This is a genomic window from Polynucleobacter sp. MWH-Spelu-300-X4, assembly GCF_018687515.1.
Classification (GTDB): Bacteria; Pseudomonadota; Gammaproteobacteria; order Burkholderiales; family Burkholderiaceae; genus Polynucleobacter.
Genome location: NZ_CP061294.1, coordinates 433,653 through 452,498, shown reverse-complemented (window position 1 = coordinate 452,498; position 18,846 = coordinate 433,653). Strand labels below are relative to the sequence as shown.

General features: G+C 43.2%; 15 protein-coding genes and 1 tRNA gene. 3 read left to right on the top strand and 13 right to left on the bottom strand.

The window, feature by feature from the left end; translation table 11 throughout:
• Positions 1–112: 112 nt before the first annotated feature.
• The 12 genes from dcd to fdnG form a co-directional block, all read right to left on the bottom strand.
• Positions 113–682 carry a dCTP deaminase gene (gene dcd, locus ICV01_RS02370; RefSeq protein WP_215288232.1) on the bottom strand — a complete coding sequence of 190 codons (570 nt, stop codon included), beginning with the start codon at positions 680–682 and terminating at the stop codon, positions 113–115.
• Between the two features lie 51 nt (positions 683–733).
• Positions 734–1,360 (bottom strand): molybdenum cofactor guanylyltransferase MobA, encoded by a 627-nt coding sequence (gene mobA, locus ICV01_RS02365; RefSeq protein ID WP_215288230.1) that lies wholly within the window; start codon positions 1,358–1,360, stop codon positions 734–736.
• Positions 1,360–2,427: a selenide, water dikinase SelD gene (selD, locus tag ICV01_RS02360; RefSeq protein WP_215288228.1), complete on the bottom strand. Its 1,068-nt coding sequence runs from the start codon at positions 2,425–2,427 to the stop codon at positions 1,360–1,362. The genes mobA and selD overlap by 1 nt, the downstream gene beginning before the upstream one ends.
• An 8-nt stretch (positions 2,428–2,435) precedes the next feature.
• Positions 2,436–2,810 (bottom strand): DsrE family protein, encoded by a 375-nt coding sequence (locus ICV01_RS02355; RefSeq protein ID WP_215288226.1) that lies wholly within the window; start codon positions 2,808–2,810, stop codon positions 2,436–2,438.
• A complete protein-coding gene (locus ICV01_RS02350) occupies positions 2,810–3,271 on the bottom strand; it encodes a hypothetical protein (RefSeq protein WP_215288223.1) in 462 nt (153 codons plus the stop codon). The genes ICV01_RS02355 and ICV01_RS02350 overlap by 1 nt, the downstream gene beginning before the upstream one ends.
• 20 nt (positions 3,272–3,291) lie before the next feature.
• Positions 3,292–3,388: transfer RNA gene (locus tag ICV01_RS02345), tRNA-Sec, on the bottom strand.
• Entirely contained in the window at positions 3,389–5,338 is a 1,950-nt protein-coding gene (selB, locus tag ICV01_RS02340; protein ID WP_215288221.1) for a selenocysteine-specific translation elongation factor, read from the bottom strand. It abuts the tRNA gene before it with no gap.
• Positions 5,335–6,801: an L-seryl-tRNA(Sec) selenium transferase gene (gene selA / locus ICV01_RS02335; protein WP_215288220.1), complete on the bottom strand. Its 1,467-nt coding sequence runs from the start codon at positions 6,799–6,801 to the stop codon at positions 5,335–5,337. The genes selB and selA overlap by 4 nt, the downstream gene beginning before the upstream one ends.
• Positions 6,802–6,809: 8 nt before the next feature.
• Positions 6,810–7,751 (bottom strand): formate dehydrogenase accessory protein FdhE, encoded by a 942-nt coding sequence (fdhE, locus tag ICV01_RS02330; RefSeq protein ID WP_215288218.1) that lies wholly within the window; start codon positions 7,749–7,751, stop codon positions 6,810–6,812.
• 86 nt (positions 7,752–7,837) lie between these two features.
• Positions 7,838–8,455: a formate dehydrogenase subunit gamma gene (locus tag ICV01_RS02325; protein WP_215288216.1), complete on the bottom strand. Its 618-nt coding sequence runs from the start codon at positions 8,453–8,455 to the stop codon at positions 7,838–7,840.
• Between the two features lie 11 nt (positions 8,456–8,466).
• Complete coding sequence (fdxH, locus tag ICV01_RS02320) at positions 8,467–9,342, bottom strand: formate dehydrogenase subunit beta (RefSeq protein ID WP_215288214.1); 876 nt, start codon at positions 9,340–9,342, stop codon at positions 8,467–8,469.
• An 11-nt stretch (positions 9,343–9,353) separates the two neighbouring features.
• Positions 9,354–12,407 (bottom strand): formate dehydrogenase-N subunit alpha, encoded by a 3,054-nt coding sequence (gene fdnG, locus ICV01_RS02315; protein WP_251369400.1) that lies wholly within the window; start codon positions 12,405–12,407, stop codon positions 9,354–9,356.
• Between the two features lie 367 nt (positions 12,408–12,774).
• Between fdnG and ICV01_RS02310 the strand changes: the two genes are divergently transcribed.
• Positions 12,775–14,145: an FAD-dependent oxidoreductase gene (locus ICV01_RS02310; RefSeq protein ID WP_371817473.1), complete on the top strand. Its 1,371-nt coding sequence runs from the start codon at positions 12,775–12,777 to the stop codon at positions 14,143–14,145.
• 147 nt (positions 14,146–14,292) lie between these two features.
• Here the strand turns inward: ICV01_RS02310 and apbC are convergent, their stop codons facing one another.
• Positions 14,293–15,381: an iron-sulfur cluster carrier protein ApbC gene (apbC, locus tag ICV01_RS02305; protein WP_215288207.1), complete on the bottom strand. Its 1,089-nt coding sequence runs from the start codon at positions 15,379–15,381 to the stop codon at positions 14,293–14,295.
• Positions 15,382–15,443: 62 nt separating this feature from the next.
• Here apbC and metG point away from each other — a divergent pair, with 62 nt between their 5' ends.
• Entirely contained in the window at positions 15,444–17,111 is a 1,668-nt protein-coding gene (metG, locus tag ICV01_RS02300) for a methionine--tRNA ligase (RefSeq protein ID WP_215288205.1), read from the top strand.
• Positions 17,108–18,835 (top strand): SulP family inorganic anion transporter, encoded by a 1,728-nt coding sequence (locus ICV01_RS02295; RefSeq protein ID WP_215288198.1) that lies wholly within the window; start codon positions 17,108–17,110, stop codon positions 18,833–18,835. Before metG ends, ICV01_RS02295 begins: the two co-directional genes overlap by 4 nt.
• The last annotated feature ends 11 nt before the right edge of the window (positions 18,836–18,846 follow it).

The window sequence follows — 18,846 nt, the reverse complement described above, 5'->3', positions numbered from 1 at the left end:
TTTGATGTATTTTTAATCCCAATAGCCCTAGTTGGCCCAATTTAGCCAACAAAGTAATCTTAACGAGTAAATATGTCAAAAATGGGGCAAATAAGCCCCCAGAAGAGTTGTCTTAGGTTTTTGGCAGAGTAACGCCAACCTGACCTTGATATTTGCCGCCACGATCTTTATAAGAGGTCTCACAAATCTCATCGCTCTCAAAGAAAAGAACTTGTGCGCAACCCTCACCCGCATAAATTTTTGCCGGCAATGGCGTGGTATTAGAAAACTCCAAAGTCACATATCCTTCCCACTCTGGCTCAAATGGCGTGACGTTCACAATAATGCCGCAACGGGCATAGGTGCTTTTACCCAAGCATACCGTCAAAACGCTGCGTGGAATTTTGAAATATTCAACCGTACGTGCCAATGCAAATGAATTGGGAGGAATAATGCACACATCACCTTTGAAATCGACGAAAGATTTATCGTCAAAATTCTTAGGGTCAACGATAGTGCTATTGATATTAGTAAAAATCTTAAATTCGTCCGCGCAACGAATGTCATAGCCATAGCTCGAAGTGCCATAACTTACTATTTTTTGCCCTTCTGGCGACTGGCGCACTTGGCCAGGTTCAAATGGCGAAATCATGTCGTGCTCAGCACACATGCGGCGGATCCAACGGTCAGATTTAATAGTCATGGCGTTATTTTGACATATATGAAAACAAAACCCAGGTTTTTAGGCACCCTCTCAAACATTCAGTTTCTGAGCCTGAGATTGCAGCGCCTCAAAATCTTCAGGCGTATTAGCATTCGCAAAACAAAGCGCATCCTCAATTAATACACTGGAATGATCAATAGACTGGTACCAACCCAAAACCTTACGCTTTCCTGCCGCCAAATAAGCTCTTAAATTAGAGAGCGTTGAGGTTCTAATTAAGGCAAACATGGGCTCAGCTGCGATATGCCCAGCATCATCTCTACCCTGTGCATAAACGATATTCGCGCTAGTACGCTCCATTTCCATGTAGAGCTTGGTTAACAAGTCTGAACTAATGAAAGGTGCATCACATGGCACAACCACTAAGTAAGGCGTTGGGCAAACAGATAAAACTGCTTCAATTCCAGCTAAGGGCCCCTGAAAATCTTCCAAACGATCTTTAACAACGGGTGAGCCAAATTTTTTATAGTCTTCAATATGGCGATTAGCGCTCACAATAATAAATTTAACTTGCGCCTGTAATCGCTTAAAAACTCTCTGCACGATTGCTTCGCCATTAAAAATCAGCAACCCCTTATCCTCGCCACCGACACGCACACCACGCCCGCCAGACAAAATAAGTCCGGTAATTTGATCAATCGGTAAATGATTTGCCATCAACTTACTTTCACAACAGTACGCGCATCTTCTGCAGGCACCAAAGAACCAATCACGCCAGCCTGTTCAAACCCTTCTTCTTTAAATACTTTTAACACTGCATCCAAAGATGTGGGGCTACAAGCCACCAATAAACCACCGCTTGTTTGGGGATCAGTCAAAATAGCCCGATCAACAGCAGTAAGACTATTTGAGAGCTCAACTTGGTGACCATAACTCGCCCAGTTTCTTCCTGAAGCACCCGTCACACAACCCTGCTCAGCCAAAGATTTAACGCCAGGCAAAATTTGCAACTCTTGATAGTTAATAAGCCCTTGAGTACTGGAGCTTTTACATATCTCAATAGCATGTCCTAACAAACCAAATCCAGTTACATCAGTCATTGCATGAACGCCTGCTATGGTTGAAAGTTTCTGACCAGGTGTATTTAACTTAGTGGTATTTGCAATCATTTGCTCATATCCCACAGAATCTAATTGGTCTTTCTTTAAGGCTGCTGAATAGATACCGACACCTAAAGGTTTACCTAAAACAAGAACATCACCTGCTTGTGCAGTTGAATTTTTCTTTAAGTTCTTTGGGTCAATAATGCCAATCACTGCCAAACCATAAATGGGCTCAACAGAATCAATTGAATGACCACCCGCTACTGGAATGCCTGCCTTAGCACACACCTCTCGACCGCCATCCAAAATTTCAGAAATATCCTCAGGCGCCAAAACATTAATAGGCATCCCCACCAAAGCCAACGCCAATAGCGGTTTACCTCCCATGGCATAAATATCAGAAATAGCATTCGTTGCTGCAATCTGGCCAAAATGGCGAGGGTTATCAACAATCGGCATGAAAAAATCGGTTGTTGCAATCAGTGCTTGATGCTCATTAATTTGATATACCGCTGCATCATCTGCAGTTTCTGTTCCGACTAATAATTCAGGAGGCAACGCAAAAGGCACCGATGTTTTCAGCAAATCAGCCAAAACTCCTGGCGCTATTTTGCAACCACATCCGCCACCATGAGAAAGCGATGTAAGGCGTACCTTTTTCAAAACTTCAGATTCCGACATACTTATTCCTAAAACGTTAATACTGTTGTATTTTCTTGCGTGGCACGATCTAGCATCGTCACCATACCAATAATTTCGCCAAAACCATCAGTCAAATCTTCAAGACTTAACTGGCGATCACGCATAGCTGTACTACATGCGTAAAATTGAACGCCTGTTCTAACAGCATCATCAATAAAATCGGATAACTTTCGATTCATCGGAGGAATTGTTTGATGGCGCGCTGGATTATCTTTTATAAACATCTCAACACTAGCGCCCAAGACATGCACTTCAACATGCATATCCATAGCAGCCGCAGCCGATGCAAAAAAAAATGGGGTTGCAGCTAATTGGGGGTTAGCTAGACTTGCCTGCCATAACTGAATAATCAAACGCTTCATCAATGACCACCCGTTTTTTTAAATTCTTCTAAAGAAGTAAAGCGGTTTAAATCCATTAGTTCAATTGCTCTCGGTAACACTTGCTCACCTTTTAAAAGAGAGGCCATTACTTGTGCTGGATATTTTGCCTCCAAATGCACCAACCAACTCTCAAATGGCTTTCTGTTAATTCGAATAGGTCGCTCTGCAATTTCATCATTGGCATGAACCAAAGTTGCTTGGAATGGCGTTTTTATAGTCAAAATTGTTTTTGCAACTTCTATCAAGGCAAATGGCTCATCAAGCTCCAACTCACGCCTTATCGGCTTAGGATTAAACATATAGATATCCCCTACCAAAGCGCCACCAAACTCTGTAATACCCACTTCCCAAGTGGCTTCATTGATGGGCCTTAACCAAAGGTTTAGGTCAACATCATAAAAAAGATCCTCAGGGAATAAACAGCCGCGTATATCAGCCATAAATCACATTCCAATATAAATGGCGGAAGAGTATGGGAGTCGAACCCACCAAGGACTGTACGACAGCCCTTCCCGGATTTGAAGTCCGGACGTCCCGCCGGGGAACGTAACCCTTCCTCATGCTGCAATAACCTCATCTACAAAAAGATCCACATTCCTTAGAACTCTATGATCTTTTTCCAATTCTTTTTTACCACGCGTATAACTAATCAATCGGCGCGTTAAACCTAGGCGATCAAACGCTTCCAAAATTTGAATAGCGCGCTTACGACCCAAACCCACCCGCTCTTTAAAGCTAATAACCGTAACATGACCATCTTGCTCAACGATATCACGAATAATATCCGCCATAATTCTCATCGTAGCAATCGGATAAAACAAATCCGGCACCAACTGAACCAAACCTGAAGTTCTAGAAACTTTTCTCAACAATAAACGGATATTAGCCTCAGGTTCGCTAAGAGCTGAAGCTAAGTCTCGCACCCAAGGGGGGTCGTACTGGCCATCCAATAATCTTGGATAAATTTTCTCCCAAACCACCTTTTCGTTGACTGTTAATTCAACCTTATGATCCGGCAAATGAATAAAACTGCCACTTAAAGACAATGTTTTATTTTTAACTTCAACAGCACACCAAGCTTTAAATAAAGATTGGGGTAAGCTAGGGCAAGCCATTCGTCTTAAGCGCTCAATCGCAACCCCAGGCTCATCTGGCTCATCTAAGTGAAATTTCATCAAAGAAGAAGTTACTCTATCTTTTATTTGATCTTCAGCCACCTGACCTAATAAGTAATTAACCCCATCAACATCAAGCTGAATAAGCTCCTGACTAGTAACAGCATTTAACAAATCATCAGGAGAGCGATTCATCGTGGCCGCCCAATAGTCCAAGTTCACCACATCGGGATTTTTACCCAATAGATGACCGAACGCTACTGCGGCTAGGGGCTCTGATAAATAATGAAGTGTGGTTAATCGATCTGGTTTTCTTCTACCACGAATAGGCGGATCAATATCTAATACCCAACCGCCAGCCAATGTATGTCTTGCGCTACTATCTCTAAACACAATACGATCATGCCAACAAATCGATAAAGGTTTATCAAATGAACATTGCGCATAAGCGCTTTGCCCAGGAAGCACTTCATGAGTATTAAGCAAAATAATACGCGCTAATAAATGCTCAGTACCATGATGTAACAGTAATTGTTCGCCATCTTTAATAGAACGCTCCGCATCATGAGGTAGCGATATTTCACAATCAACTCTCTGCGTTTGCCAACGAAGTTCTGGCGCAAACAACCAATCACCACGCTCAACTTGACTGTACTCAACACCTGAAATCACGATGCCGCAACGCGTACCAACACCAGCAGTTTGGGACGGCGCGTTCTGAGCATGAATCGACCGCACCTTCACCGGATGTTGTTTAGGGCCTAATAACAAGTTATCACCCACGGATACCTGACCAGCAATAACAGCACCCGTGATTGCAACACCCACACCCTTAACAACAAATACTCGATCAATCGCCAATCTGAAGTATTTTGGCTGATCAATATCTACCTGATCAGCCAAATTAAATAAATCATTTTTTAAAGCATCAATTCCAACGCCAGTTCTCGCGGAAACCAAATAAGATTTAACCTGCCCAAATCTTGTGGCGGCAACATAGCTCATGGCATCTTTTAAGACTTCATTAGATCGTTCTTCCCCAGCTAAATCTGTTTTAGTAATCACTAAACTAATCTGCGGAACACCCAATAAATCCATGATTCTTAGGTGTTCTTTTGTCTGAGGCATAACGCCATCATCAGCAGCAACAATTAAGAGTCCATAATCAATACCAGCGGCACCAGCTGCCATCGTATGCACAAATTTCTCATGGCCAGGCACATCAACAAAACCCAACGTCTCACCACGACCATTTGGCACATAAGCAAAACCCAAATCAATCGTAATACCCCTAGCTTTTTCTTCCGGCAAACGATCAGCGTCCACTCCTGTTAAAACTTTAACAAGAGAGGTTTTGCCGTGATCAATATGACCAGCCGTACCGATAATCATGCTTGATGGGATGCGTGTGAACGAGATAACTTTGAGACCGCCGCCAAGAAAACATCAATGAATTGGCTTTCTTTATGGGCCTGCAAACATCTCAAATCAAATATCAATGATTTATCCTGCAACCTACCGATAATAGGCGTATCGGATGATCGAAGCAAACGTTCTAGACGAACAATATTCTTCTCACCAACTTTATCAAACCCTTCAATAGATAAGGCAGTTGAAGGTAATCTTTCAACAGGTAGTGAACCTGAACCAATTTGAGATAACACAGAAACTGTTTGGATATTCATAGATGCTGCCAAAAGACTTTCTTTTAATTTTGGCAAGAGAGTTTGTGCTTGTTGAGCAATGGATGCGGCATCCCTCGTCAACAACTGCATAACGGTTAATTTTTCTGGCAACTTGGCAGGATCACGATACAAACGCAGCACAGCCTCTAAACCTGCAAGCGTTATTTTCCCAACACGTAAAACGCGCTTTAGCGGGTTTTTCTTAATTTTCTGAATGAGGTCCTTGCGTCCCACCAAAATACCAGCTTGAGGGCCACCCAATAATTTATCGCCACTAAAAGTAACCAAATCAGCGCCAGCCTCAATCGCCTCCCTAGGTGTTGGCTCAGCTGGCAGACCAAATTGCGTCATATCGACCAAAGTACCGGAACCAAGATCAACGACAAAAGGCAACTGATGTTCATGGGCAATGGTCGCGATCTCTTTCTCAGGGACTGCGCTCGTGAAACCTTGCACGACATAATTGCTCGTGTGAATTTTCATGAGCATTGAAGTTCTAGGTGTAATTGCCTCAACGAAATCTTTGGCATGTGTTCGATTGGTGGTTCCTACCTCCACCAATTTCGCACCGGCTCGTTTCATGATGTCAGGAATGCGGAAAGCACCCCCGATTTCAATCAACTCCCCCCGTGAAACTACTGCTTCTTTTTTATTGGACAAGGCATTTAATAAAAGAAATACAGCCGCAGCATTGTTATTCACGACCGTTGCAGCCTCAGCACCGGTTAATTCACAGAGAAGTTCTTCCACTAACTCATCGCGATCGCCACGCTTACCCTCACCCAAATCATATTCAAGTGCGCAAGGCTCAGAAGCTGCCTTGGCAATAGCATCTACCACTTCTGGCGGCATAATAGCTCGACCCAAATTGGTGTGCAAAATAGTGCCTGTCAAATTAATAACTTGACGCATATTAGTTTTAGAGCGACTCGCCAAGATGCGCTCAATATCTCCGACCAACTTAACCTCATTAGGGCTATCGGATAGACTCTCTTTTTGAATTTCTTCTCTAGTTGCTTGAAGAGTCTGCCTAACTGCACGCAAAACCTCATCCCGACCAAAGTTATCGATAAACGATTTAACTTCGGTTACTTGAAGCAATTTATCAACAGAAGGTAGCTGAGTCAGAAGCTCAGATATGGGCGCACGCGCCACATGTTCTTTTTTCATAAGTTCGATTATGAATCTTTTTTATCAGTTTCGCTAGCAGCCATCAATAACATGTTTCTACCTGTCCGCTGATACCCTTCAGCGGACAAACCTAAATCCACCTGAATGCTTGCCAAGTCATCAGCCACCACATCCATCATCGGATCTCGTGACTGATACATAATCTTCAGATATCCATGGCAATCGTCACAACATTCGCCCTGAACCAAACTTTCTTTTGTCTCACCTAGCATGCTAACTTCTTTGGGTGTTTCACAATTAGTACAACGAGCACGTGCTGCATACCACTCAGAAGCGCACAAAGAACAAGCCAAATAACGATGGCCATCATGAGCACCTACCCTTACAACACTAGCAACAGGGTGAGAACCGCACACAGGGCATAAAGTACTCCGACCTTTATAAGAAGGCGCGTAAGGTGCTAGCTGAGCAACCTTTCTCATCCAGATAACTTGCAAAATAGCCCCGATAAACGGCGCCCATTCTGCTTTAACTTTAGACTCATCTGCCTGCAAATAATCTTGCGCTTGCTGTTGCAAAGTTGTTACATCAGCAGATTTAAATAACTCCAATACTTTTTTAGCAGGTAGCGGTAAATCTTGTTTAGCTAATGATTCAGTAAATGCTTTAAAAGCATCAACCCAATCATTCCCCGCCTTCCACCCACCAATAGAAGCTGGCGGCATACCATGCTTTAAAGACTCAATAACAATATTTTCATCAAGCGGCGTTAATTTAATTTGATCAACAGCCTCTAGCTGCGCTTTTGCAACTTGAGCACAAAACTCCAACCAATCCTTAAGAACACCTTTCTTGGATAACTCTTCAAATCTAGCAGCGCGCCCCTTAAGAACCTCTGAAGCGAGTGGTAAAACCAATAAAGGCGTTTCATCATCAGGCAACCCCTGGATCTCGCCCGGCTGAATAATTTTGACTGCTGAAACTGTCATTTTTGTCTCTTAATTTTTTTGTATTTATAAAAATATAAGGGGAAGAATATCATTCTTCCCCTTTTTTACAATGGTAATAATTCTAGTTATTTACCACCAGATATTTCCTTGTACCAACCAGGATGATGCTTACGAGCCCAAGCACTAGAAACAAAGCCCGTCTTCATTGCGCCAATCGTACCTTTCACCCAAATCGCAGCGTAAACGTGCACGATGATGCCGATAATTAATACGGCTGCAGAAGCTGCATGAACCACCGCTGCCAGACGTACCGTATCAATAGCGAAGTTGCTAGCAAAGTAAGGTCTCCAGAAAGCAAAACCTGTCACCACCAACAACAACATCGCAATAGTCATTACCCAAAATAAGAGTTTTTGACCACCGTTATAACGACCCACTTCAGGCAAGCGCTCTTCATGATTAGCAATCACATCACCGATTTGCTTTAGCCATTGACGGTCATTTTTATTCAGGATGTTGTGGTGCCAGAACTTAAAGTACAACACCACAAACAACACGAACATAGCAACGCCGATAAACGGATGCAAGATGCGTGATAGCTGACCGCCACCCAATACATTACTCAAAAAGAATAATGAAGGGTGGAAAAAGGCTAACCCCGATATAGCAGCCAACATAAACAACAAAGCTACCAACATGTGAGTTACTCGGTCAGAGCCACTATAGCGAACTATTTTTGACATGCTCTTCTCCTTTACGCTTTGATATCGTGATCATCTTCGACTTTATTCGGTCCTTTAACGGCGTAGTGAACTACACCCGTTAAAACCGCAGCAGCCATAGCGATCAATGCGACAGGTTTCATGATGCCCTTCCAAATTCCAACAGTTGGAGAAATGGACGGATTAGTAGGCAAGCCGTTGTAATTCTCTGGCTTATCCCCATGTGGCAATACATACATCACGTGCGTACCACCAACACCCTGAGGGTTATAAAGAGCAGCTTTTTGATACCCACGGCCATTCAAATCTTTCACACGCTCTTCAGCGGCTTTAATTTGATCTTCCTTAGGTCCAAAAGTTAACGCTTTTGTTGGGCAAGTTGATACACATGCAGGATCCTTACCTTGTGTTACACGGTCAGAACACAATGTGCACTTAGTTGCCTTATTGGTTGTAGGAGAAATGCGCGGGATATTGAATGGGCAACCCTGTACGCAATAACCACAACCAATACAGTTGTCACTATTGAAATCAATAATGCCATTGCTTAGCTTGATAATTGCGCCAGGACTTGGACACGCTTTCATACAACCCGGTTCTTCGCAGTGCATACAGCCATCCTTACGGATAAGCCAATCAATACCACCCTGCTCATTCTCAAGTTCATTAAAACGCATCACCGTCCAAGCATTAGCACTCAAATCACGAGGATTGTCATAAACCCCCTCGTTTGTGCCAATTTCCGGACGCGTCTCATTCCATTCCATACAAGCCACTTGGCAAGCTTTACAACCGATACATTTTGAAATATCGATAAGCTTAGCCACTGCGACTGCATTGGCCGCATCTGCGGGTGGAGTCATAGTCGTCGCTGAGCGAGCTACGACGTGAAGTGCTTGAGTAGCCATGTCGTCTCTCCTTATACTTTCTCAATGTTGACTAAGAATGTCTTGAACTCTGGTGTTTGAGAGTTCGCGTCACCCACGAATGGTGTCAATGTATTTGCCAATTGACTTGGCTTTGCAACACCTTTGAAGCCGTAGTGAATTGGAATACCGACGTGATAAACCTTCTGTCCGTCAACATCCAAAGCCTTCATACGCTTGGTTACAACTGCTTTCGCTTTCACGAAACCACGCGCTGAAGTTACCTTCACCTTATCACCCGACTTAATACCACGCTCTTTAGCCAAGGCCTCACTAATCTCAACAATCGACTCAGGTTGAATAATCGCATTCAACTCAGAGTGCTTTGTCCAATAGTGGAAGTGCTCAACCAAACGATAGGTAGTGGCAATATACGGGTAATCCTTCGCACTACCAAACTGTGCCATATCGTTCTTATAAACACGAGCAGCTGGGTTTGACTTAGCTTTTGGATTCTTCGGATGCATTGGGTTAGCCGCCAATGGAGTTTCGAATGGCTCATAGTGTTCAGGGAATGGGCCTTCGGCCATCGCTGGAGCAAACAAACGCGCCACACCTTCTGGAGTCATGATGAATGGCATCACGTTCTCTTCAGGTTTAGCGTTTGGTCGCATATCAGGGATATCATTACCACCCCACTTATCACCCAACCACTTAATCACAGCACGCTTCTCATCCCATGGCTTACCATTCATATCGGCAGACGCACGGTTATAAAGAATGCGGCGATTTGCAGGCCATGCAAAGCCCCAGTTAGCAGACTGTCCAAGATTTTGATCAGATGTATCCGTTGGATCACGACGCGCAGTCATATTGCCCTGCTTATTCCATGAACCTGAATAAATCCAGTTACCGCAAGCAGTACCGCCATCATCACGCAATTGCGCAAAGCCCGTTAACTGATCACCAGGCTCAAGCAATACTTTGCCGGTTGGATCTTTAATCTGAACCATGGTCTTACCACTGATCTCACGCAACAATTCATCCGCTGCTGGATATGTTGGGTTCTTATAGTCCCATGTCAAATTCAAGATTGGCGCAGAATACTTACCACCTTGAGCTTTATACATACCGCGAAGCTTCGTGAATATAGAAGCAATAATTTCTTGGTCTGACTTAGATTCACCTGGGCCATCAGCAGCTTTCCAATGCCACTGAATCACACGGCTTGAATTAGTAAATGAACCATCTTGCTCAGCAAAACATGTGCCTGGTAAACGAATCACTTCTGTTTGAATTGAAGCAGTATCAACATCGTTGTACTCACCATAATTCTTCCAGAACTCACTTGTTTCTGTTGCAAGCGGGTCAATTACCACTAAGTATTTCAACTTAGATAATGCCGCACCAATCTTGTTTTTATTAGCAACCGCAGCCAATGGATTAAAGCCTGAACACATAAATCCGTTCATCTTTCCTTGGTGCATACGCTCAAAAATATCCAAGATGTCATAAGCGCCATCTTTCTTAGGTACCCAGTCATAGGCAAAATCGTTATCCTTCGTCGCCTTATCACCGTACCACGCCTTCATTAAGCTGTTAAACCACTTAGGGAAGTTTTGTGGGAAGTTCATTTGATTAGGACGCAAGGCTTTAGGCGTGCGCTTATCGATATAAACCTTGTAACTTGGATCAGCAACAGTTGGCGCTGACAAGTAACCTGGCAACACTTCACTGTATAGACATTGATCTGTAATACCTTGAACGTTAGCGTGGCCGCGTAAAGCGTTCACACCACCACCCGCCATACCCATATTGCCTAATAGCAACTGAATCATGGCCATCGTACGGATATTTTCAGAACCAATGGAATGCTGCGTCCAACCCAAGGCATACAAGATAGTCATTGTCTTGTTACCAGGGGCTGTAGAAGCCATCATTTCACACACTTTCAAGAATTGATCTTTAGGTGTGCCTGTTACCTTACTCACCATATCTGGTGTGTAACGTGAGAAATGGCGTTTCATATGCTGGAACACACAATTTGGATCCTGTAATGTCGGATCTACTTTTGCATACTGGCCATCCATCTGATATGTCCACGTTGCTTTTGAATAAGAGCGTTTCGCCTCATCGTAGCCAGTGAACAAACCATCTTTAAATCCAAACTCTGGATTAATCAAGAAGGCTGCATTGGTGTAATTCTTCACATACTCATGATGAATCTTGTTATTAGATAACAAGTAATTAATCACGCCGCCTAAGAAAGCGATATCCGCACCCGAACGAATCGGTGCATAGTAATCAGCTACAGCAGCAGAACGAGTGAATCGAGGATCCACCACCACAAGTTTTGCGCCACGCTTAGCTTTAGCTTCCACCACATATTTAAATCCACATGGATGTGCTTCAGCAGCGTTACCGCCCATGATCACAATTACATCGGCATTTTTAATATCTGCCCAATGATTCGTCATCGCGCCGCGTCCAAATGTCGGGCCCAAACTGGCCACGGTTGGAGCGTGTCAAATACGCGCTTGTGTATCTAGAGCAACAACACCTAGTGATCGTAAAACCTTATGCGATAAATAACCCGCTTCATTATTAGAGGCAGAACTAATCAACGCACCAAATGTATTCCAGTGATTAACCGTTACACCATCCGCATTTTTTTCTACAAAATGCTGGTCGCGGTCAGCCTTCATGTGCTTAGCCACACGATTTAAGGCCTCCTCCCAAGAAATACGCTTCCACTCCTTGCTACCCGCTTCGCGGATTTCAGGAAATTGCAAACGGTTGGGACTTTCAATCATTTCTAGAAGACCAGCGCCTTTAGGGCAAAGCGTGCCTTTGTTAACAGGATTATCTGGATCCCCTTCAACGTGCATCACTTTTAGCTTGCCATCTTTATCTTTACGGCTGTACATCAATACACCGCAGCTCACTGAGCAATAAGGGCAAGTACTTCGGGTTTCTGTGGTTTTTTCTAACTTGTATGGCTTCGAAAATACTGGATCCGCAGCTTCTGCAAGACCCATCGCAGTCATACTCGTCACACCCACACCCGACCCAGCCAATTTGAAGAATTGGCGACGTGTCAGATTCATCTGTGACATATGGTCTCCTTAGATTAATAAAAACTACAAAAGTGATATTAATACTTTTGCATACAATTTGCAGTTGATAACACCTCAATTCATCTAGTGTTTTCCCTAGGTTTTACGAAGATCCAGATTGAATATATTTTGCTGCGCCGCAATACTATTTTTACTTAATTGCCCTTAGAAAATTTTGCTGTTAAATTAAAGGCTCAATTCATCAGTAGTTTTGCCACGCGAAATTCTGATCAAGTGCTTGTCCGGTGCTCAGTTGGAGCCCAAACACTGTGGAGAAAAAACCCATGTTCCAACTCTATCCATGCCCCATGGACGCGATGACTTATTTTTCATTTTTAGTTAGGAGACGCTCATGAGCATGAATCGTCGCCAATTTTTAGGGGCAGGCATTGCCGCAGGCACAGGGTCTTTATTAGGCGCATGCGCAAGTAGTTCAACTAACTCCCCAGAATCCCTAACACCTAATGTTGCTAAACCATTCTTAATTGGCAGTTCAACAGACACCCTACTGACCAAGGGTAAAGCAACGCGCATTGTGATCGCTGGTGGTGGCTGGGGCGGATCAACTGCCGCCAAACATTTGCGTCAGTTAGCGCCAGAAGCAGAAGTGATCCTACTTGAACGGAACCCAGTATTTTTTTCTTGCCCTATTAGCAATAAATGGCTTGTTGATATGGTTGATACAAGCTTTTTAATTCATGACTATTTAGCTACTTCACAAAAATACGGTTATAAATTTATCCAGTGTGAAATTTTAGATATTGATCGCAGCATTAGAAAAGTAGTTACCAGCTTAGGTAGCATTGATTATGATTTTCTAATCATTGCGCCCGGCATTCGCTACAACTATGAAGCTTGGTTTGGCAATGATAGAACCATGATTGATGCAACCAAGTCAAAATTCCCAGCTGCTTATATTCCAAACCATGAGCATTTCAATTTAAAGAAAGCTATTCATTCATTTAAAGGCGGTGACTGGGTCATGACACTTCCTCCCCCGCCTCAACGCTGCCCACCATCTCCCTATGAAAGAGCTTGCATGATTGCGTGGCATTTCAAGACAAACAAGATTAAAGCGAAAGTCACCATCTTGGATCACAAAGATGATGTCAGACCTATTAACTTAGGATTCAAACGGGCCTTCAAAGAACTTTACAAAGACTATATTGAATATGTGCCTAATGCACATATTCAAGAAATTGATCCATTTAACAAAACCATCAAAACTGCGGCTGGTGATATGAAGTTTGATCACGCCGTCTTGATGGCGCCTCACCAAGCGGGCGACCTTATTTGGAAAACTGGTGGCATTGGCGTGAACCCAACCACAGGCAAAGCAACTGGATGGGCTGAAGTCGACAACAAGATGCTTCACCTCAAAAAAGATGATCGCGTGTATGTGATTGGTGACGCTGTTGGCTTGGTATCACCACAATTCCTGTTCTATCCAAAAAGTGGTCACATCGCGAATCGCCATGGTCGGATCGTCGCAAAATATATTGCCGAACGCCTAGCCGGCAGAAATCCAGAAGTGTCATTACCAGACAACCTTTGCTACATGATGGTCAATGGCACACCCAAAGAAGCTTTGAATGTTCAATTTGATTACAAGATCAACGAAAAAGGCATCATTGAACAAACTCAAATTGACTACAACGATCGAAGTAGCAAGTTTGTTGCGGATAATTTCAAGTGGGCAGGCACCATGTATGAAGATATGTTTGGTTGATGCCTGGTTAATGGATTAGCTAACGGTTAATAACGTTAAGTCATGTTACCCAGCCACGCACAAAGAAATAAAATCAAAGAATAAAGTTTGAAAATAAAAAAGCGACCTTAGGGTCGCTTTTTTATGGGCTTAATGAAAGGTTTTAGTCTAAGTATTTTTCACAACAATGTTAGGGAACTTACTTGTCATATCTTTAGACATCTCTGCAACTTGAATCGCAACTTTTCTAGCAATCGTTTTATAAATATCACTAATAGCACTATCTGGCTCTGCGACTACCGTCGGCTTACCTGAGTCTGCCTGTTCGCGAATCGAAAGATTTAATGGCAAGCTACCCAAGAAATCAACACCATATTGCTCACACATTTTTTGACCACCGCCCTCACCAAAAATATGCTCTTGATGATTGCAATTAGGGCAAACATAAATACTCATGTTTTCTACGATACCCAAAATAGGAATGCCCACTTTCTCAAACATCTTGAGACCTTTTTTAGCATCAAGTAATGCAATGTCTTGAGGTGTTGTTACAACAATGGCGCCCGTTACTGGTACTTTTTGAGAAAGCGTTAACTGAATATCCCCCGTTCCTGGCGGCATATCAACGATGAGATAGTCCAAATCTTGCCAATTTGTTTGTTGCAATAATTGTTCCATGGCAGAAGTAGCCATTGGGCCGCGCCAGACCATTGGATTATCAGCATCAATTAAGAAACCAATCGACATGACCTGTAGACCATAAGCTCTTAAAGGCTCTAAAGTATTTTCAACTATTGTTTCCGGACGGCCACGAACGCCCAACATCATTGGCTGGCTCGGACCGTAAATATCAGCATCCAACACTCCCACTGTTGCGCCCTCAGCGGCCAAAGCTAATGCCAAGTTAGCAGCCGTGGTGGATTTACCTACCCCACCTTTACCACTAGAAACCGCAATAATGTTTTTCACGTTAGGCAAGAGCTTCACACCACGTTGAACCGCATGCGCCACAATCGCCATCGTGACATTGGCATCAACATTGCCAACACCAGGCACCTTCTGAACAGCTTCAATAACCGCCTTCTTAATAAGGTCAATTTGGCTCTTAGCTGGGTAACCCAAGACCACTTCAAAACTCACATCAGCACCATTTATTTTGATGTTTTTTACTGATTTTGTGCTGACCAGATCTTTCCCGGTATTAGGATCTATAACGGTTTGAAGCGCATTTTGGATATTTTCTACGGTTACTGCCACATCTGTCTCCCGGTACTATTTATGTAATTTCAGGTAATAACTATATCTGCAGACTAAAATCTATGCCTATGCGTCGAATTCTAGTTACCTCAGCCCTCCCCTACGCCAACGGCCAAATTCATATTGGTCATTTGGTGGAATATATACAAACCGACATTTGGGTTCGCTTCCAAAGAATGCGTGGACATGAAGTTCACTACGTTGGAGCAGATGATACTCATGGCACGCCGATTATGTTGCGGGCAGAAAAAGAAGGCATCACTCCTAAAGAACTAATTGCTAATGTCTGGAAAGAACATAAGAGAGACTTTGATAACTTCTTAGTATCTTTTGATAACTACTACTCAACCGATAGTGACGAGAACAAAGTTCTATCCGAAGAAATCTATATCAAACTAAGAGATGCTGGATTAATTGAGAAACGCGCCATTGAACAAGCTTACGACCCTGTCAAAGAAATGTTTTTGCCAGATCGCTTTATCAAAGGTGAATGTCCTAAATGTGGGGCAAAAGATCAATATGGTGATTCTTGCGAAAAATGTGGTGCTACTTACGCACCAACAGACTTGAAAAATCCATTCTCTGTTGTGAGCGGTGCCACGCCCATCCGAAAAATATCAGACCATTATTTCTTCAAACTCTCCGATCCACGTTGCGAAGCTTTCTTACGTGAATGGACTCAGGTAAAAACACCTTTGCAAGCCGAAGCCAAAAACAAAATGAAAGAATGGGTTGGCGAACCTGGCGAAAGCAAATTGGGCGACTGGGATATTTCTAGAGATGCGCCTTACTTTGGCTTCGAAATCCCCGATGCCCCAGGTAAATATTTTTATGTTTGGTTAGATGCTCCAATTGGTTATTACGCTAGCTTCTCTAATTTATGCAAACAAAAAGGCTTGGACTTTAACGAGTGGATTAAGCCTGATACAACTACCGAGCAGTATCACTTCATCGGCAAAGATATTCTTTATTTCCACACACTCTTTTGGCCAGCGACCTTACATTTTTCAGGACATCGCACACCAACCAACGTATTCGCACATGGCTTCTTAACAGTTGATGGCGAAAAGATGAGTAAATCTCGCGGCACCTTCATTACCGCCAACAGCGTGATTGAATGCGGCCTTAACCCAGAATGGTTACGCTATTACTTCGCGGCAAAATTAAATGCTTCTATGGAAGACTTGGATCTAAATCTTCAAGACTTTACTGCTCGCGTCAACAGTGATTTATTAGGTAAATATATCAATATTGCTAGCCGTAGCGCGGGCTTCCTAGTTAAACGCTTTAATGGTTTAGTCGATGATGCGGCAATGAGTCATCCACTCTTGACACAATTAGCTGATGCTAGCGAAGAGATTGCCAACTTATATGAAAGCCGCGAATACGCGAAAGCACTACGCACCGTGATGGAATTAGCCGATGCTGTTAACGCATTTGTTGATACCAATAAGCCATGGGAAATAGCCAAAGATCCAACTCGCGAAAAAGAATTGCAAACTGTTTGCAGCGTCACACTTGAGGCTTTTAGACGTTTAACGCTTTACCTTAAACCTGTGATTCCTGAAGTTGCTGCTAATGTTGAAAAATTTTTTGGTATCGCGCCAATGGCATGGGCTGATATCAAACAATCTATTCATAGTCAGCAAGCCGTCAACCCTTATCAACATTTAATGACCCGAATTGATCCGGCCTTAATTGATAAGTTAATCGCCGCCAACCAGCAATGATTCATTTAGCGCGTTTTCGACCCAAAATCGTTGACGCCGCTAAAGGCTACTCTAGCAAACATTTTGTTAAAGATTTAAGTAGCGGCATCACGGTTGGCGTGATTGCTTTACCGCTCGCCATTGCTTTTGCGATTGCTTCAGGTCTCAAACCTGAAGCAGGTTTAATTTCCGCAGTAATTGGTGGTTTTTTAATCTCAGCATTTGGTGGCAGCAAAGTTCAAATTGGAGGACCTGCCGGAGCATTTGTTGTCATCGTGTACGGCATTGTCGAGCGTTATGGTGTGCCTAATTTAATTCTGTCCACATTTTTAGCAGGCTCTTTACTGTTTACCATGGGCCTCTTAAGAGTCGGCAATCTTATTCGCTTCATCCCCGTAGCAATCATTATTGGCTTCACTAGTGGTATTGCGGTTCTAATTGGCCTGTCTCAAATACGTGATGCATTTGGCCTTGAAATCAGCAAACTGTCTGGTGATTTCTTTTCACAAATACATGCTTTCGCAGTTCATGCCAACACGGCCAACCCCTACGCCACACTAGTTTGCGCTGGCTCACTCTTAATCATCATTCTTTGGCCAAAAATCATTGCGCCTCTAACGAAACATTGGCCATGGCTTAACAATATTCCAGGAATCATTGTTGCCTTGATGACAGCAACTGTCATTAGTAAATTACTAGAGCTACCCATCACCACCATTGGCACACGTTTTGGCAGCATACCTAATAGCTTACCCACCCCAACCATTCCGAATTTAGATTGGGAAACAGCCAAATATCTATTTGCGCCAACATTAACAATCGCCATCCTAGGTGCGATTGAGTCACTGTTATGTGCTCGAGTAGCAGACAATCTTTCAGACGATAAACACAATCCTAATCAAGAACTCATGGGGCAAGGCATTGCCAATATGATCGTGCCATTTTTTGGCGGCCTGCCAGTCACGGGAACCATTGCAAGAACTGCCACAAACGCTAAGGCAGGCGCTCAGTCCCCGATATCAGGAATCATTCATTCCATCGTGATTCTATCGATCATGGTCTTAGCAGCGCCGTTAGCTGTTGATATTCCATTAGCGGCATTAGCAGCCATTTTGATTTATATCGCATGGAATATGTTTGATATCCATGAATTCAAACGCTTAAAACAATTTAATCTCACTTATCGCTCAGTTCTTTTGGGCACTTTCTTTTTAACAGTTATTTTTGATCTAACTGTGGCTGTTGAAGCGGGACTGGTTTTAGCCTGCATTTTCTTTATTTACCGTATCTCATCCTTAACTCAAATTGAGTCAATAGCGCTACCCGATCACTTAATAGCCGCTGACGACTTGCATCTTATTGACAACAACGCCTCTCGCCCGACGATCACTGCCTACAAAATTTATGGCTCTTTATTTTTTGGCGCCATCGACAAAATAGAAAATCTCTATAGCTCGTCCCATGCGGTGACAAAAGTTCCTCAAGTGATGATTTTGGAAATGCACCAACTAATTAATATTGATACCAGTGGCATTGACAGTCTTAAAGTCCTAGATAAAGAACTCAAAAAATCAGGAGGGACACTTTTAGTATGCGCGGCTAATGAGCAACCCGCCTCATTAATGACTAGAAGTGGCTTTATTCAGCAAATAGGCGAGGAAAACTCTCTTCCCGACCTAGAAAGCGCCTTTGAGCGGGCTCGGGAGATTAGTTTGACCCAATGTAAGCTTTCTATAGGAAGCTAGTCTACAAATCG